The organism is Polynucleobacter sp. AP-Nickl1-40-C4, from assembly GCF_035012665.1.
GTDB lineage: Bacteria > Pseudomonadota > Gammaproteobacteria > Burkholderiales > Burkholderiaceae > Polynucleobacter.
This window is the reverse complement of record NZ_JAYGQR010000020.1, coordinates 1-2,523: the sequence shown is the minus strand read 5'-3', so window position 1 is coordinate 2,523 and position 2,523 is coordinate 1. Positions and strand designations below refer to the sequence as shown.

General features: G+C 46.1%; 4 protein-coding genes. 1 reads left to right on the top strand and 3 read right to left on the bottom strand.

Features of this window, described 5'->3' with window-relative positions:
• Window positions 1-358: 358 nt before the first annotated feature.
• On the top strand, window positions 359-1,189 hold the full coding sequence (locus tag VC182_RS11445) for a peptidylprolyl isomerase (RefSeq protein ID WP_323485367.1): 831 nt from the start codon (window positions 359-361) through the stop codon (window positions 1,187-1,189).
• Between the two features lie 13 nt (window positions 1,190-1,202).
• On the opposite strand, the gene VC182_RS11440 is transcribed toward VC182_RS11445, so the two are convergent.
• The 3 genes from VC182_RS11440 to VC182_RS11430 all read right to left on the bottom strand — a co-directional run.
• A complete protein-coding gene (locus VC182_RS11440) occupies window positions 1,203-1,799 on the bottom strand; it encodes a hypothetical protein (protein ID WP_280742986.1) in 597 nt (198 codons plus the stop codon).
• The gene (locus tag VC182_RS11435) at window positions 1,799-2,095 is read right to left on the bottom strand and encodes a helix-turn-helix domain-containing protein (protein WP_280742985.1); all 297 of its coding nucleotides are present in this window, start codon (window positions 2,093-2,095) and stop codon (window positions 1,799-1,801) included. Before VC182_RS11435 ends, VC182_RS11440 begins: the two co-directional genes overlap by 1 nt.
• 31 nt (window positions 2,096-2,126) lie before the next feature.
• The coding region (locus VC182_RS11430; protein ID WP_323485366.1) for a hypothetical protein at window positions 2,127-2,523 on the bottom strand (397 nt) is incomplete at its 5' end.

Genomic DNA, 2,523 nt, shown 5'->3' with positions numbered 1-2,523 from the left:
CCTCTTCTGGGCACCAAACAAGGTTTAACGGCTCTCTACGCCCGTTATTACATGGTCAGTATAAAGAAAACTGGCCGATTCTACATAAAACTACATAAAGTCTATATGGGGGTGCTTTCTTAGAATGCAACCCCGCCTTTTTAAGATTTGCTTAGGAGTCACGGTGGTCCCTGCAAGATCTCAAGCCCGCCAATTTTTTTTAAAATTTTTTCATTCATGAAGTTTAAAGACGGCCTAATGGTTCGGTCTTGTTGAGTTATTTTTTCAGGCAAATTGTTGTGAGATACAAGCCTTGGCCAGGGGTTGAGATTGCCGCCCTAATGCAGAACGGATTGATATCAAACTCTATAATGGGCACATGAAAAAACATCTTTTTGGTCTTGTCTGCGCCACCCTGTTAAGCAACTCCTACAGCGTCATTGCCGCCCCAGAATCTAGCAGCTCTAGCACCTCAAACATCAACTTCTTTGCGACCGTGAACAACACGATGCTGACAAAGGGCTTGCTAGATCTGAACGTGAAAGCTGCTGTAGCGCAAGGTCAAAAAAATACGCCTGAATTACAAAAGGCCTTAAAAGATGAGCTCATTAATCGTGAGCTACTAGCCCAACAGGCTGAGCGCATGGACCTTGAAAAAGGGATTGACTTAGATGACCAATACACGCAGCTACGCCAAACGCTTTTAATTCAGGCTTTAGTGGAAGATCACTTTAAGCAATCCCCTATTACCGATACCCAGCTGCGCCAAGAGTACGACCGCCAGCGCAAGCTTACCGGTGATGCTGCCTCAGGCTATCAGTACCGTATCAGCGAAATCGTTGTCAACAATGAATCCGATGCTATTGACCTCATTAATCGCATCAACAAGGGTGAACTGTTTGGAAAATTAGCCCAGCAGTACTCTATCGCTGAGGGCGCTAAGGGTAATGGCGGTCAACTGGGTTGGTTATATCCAGGGCAACTTAATCCAGAACTACAGCCGCTTGTTGCCAAGTTAAACAAGGGCGCAACTTATGGCGCACCCATCCAGGTACAAGGTGGCTGGGCCATTATTAAGTTAGATGACAAGCGCAACTACAAGCTGCCAGGATTTGAAGAGTCTAAACCCCAGCTACGCCAGGCCTATGTGCAGCAATACCTCGTTGAGACTGTTAAAGACCTGCGGCCTCGCGCTAAGATTACGCAGTAAGCCAGCCAAGGCATCAAATCATGATGTCTTGTAGGCGTCTTGCGCCAGGCACTACTGGTGGAGTGGGTGGCGGAATGCCCAATTTGGGTGGCTCAATGCGAATAACTGGCGGTACCACCAATACCGGCGGTTGGGTTTGCTTACTTTTACCAGCCTCTTGTAGCGCCCTTCTAACCGCTTCAGTAGCGCCGTTCAAACTAAAGCGCGACACTCCAAAAGATCCGTTTTGTAAAGGCACTGCAAAACTCACCAACCCACCCTTTTTGAGCTCATCGAAAACAGTATTAAAGGGTTCCAGTATCTGAAACAGCACTCCACCAATCTGGGTACATTGAATGCTCAAGGAGGCTGCATTCCCGACACCACTCATCAAAATTGGAGAGCGTGCACCGGGCTGACACATCAAGGTATCGTGCAAATAAAACATGCATTGATCTGCTTGGCAAAAGAGTCCAAAGGAAGTTCCCCCATTACTAGTAGATGCCTCGATGGAGTTTAAGGTTGATTGCAATTGCCAGTCGCCGATAGCCTGCCTTTCAGCAGCCAATAAACCACAACTAAATAGGGATAGAGAGGATGCTAGGCAAAACTGCTTTAAGCAAAAACCCATTACTTCTTTTTTAAGAACTCCGGTATATAAATATCATCCTCTACGAGGCTGACAATTTGTTTGTTGTGGGTGATGTCAATATTCAATGCCTTAGCGTAAAGTCGGATTGCCTGAGGAAGGTTTAATTGGGATCGAGTAAATAGCGAGATGTCCCCTTTTTCAATGGCTGTTAGCAGCACCACCGAAAGATCACATTGGGCAGCGAGTATAGCCAGATTATGACCCTGGGACTCACGCGCCTCCCGCAGCTCCTTTCCAAAGTTTTTGAAATTTTTTAGAGAATCAAAAGTCGTCATTGAGGTATTAATAGCCTAAGCACTACAGTGGTTACTTCGTAACTACCATGATCTTCTCACTAAGGACTTTATTGCCACGCATCAGAGTAACTTTGACTGATAACGGCAACTTAACCTCACCTAACTTCGGCACAGTAAAGTTTTTACTCGTCGCGTCGTACCTGATGCCTGATGGTAAGGGAGCATCGTCTGGCAGCGTTACGACCAACCTGCTTCCCTTAGGCAACATGAGTAACTTATAGCCGCCAAACTTGGCAGGTACACCAGCAACGCTAATGTTTTCACCTGAGAGGTTGATCAACTCTTGAATAATTTGATCCGGAACAGGGAATTTAAATGCGCCGGATGATGGCACTTCAATAGCCTGCATATACTCAGGGAGATTATCCTTGTCGCGGACGTAGATAATTTCACCCTTTTTAATTAAG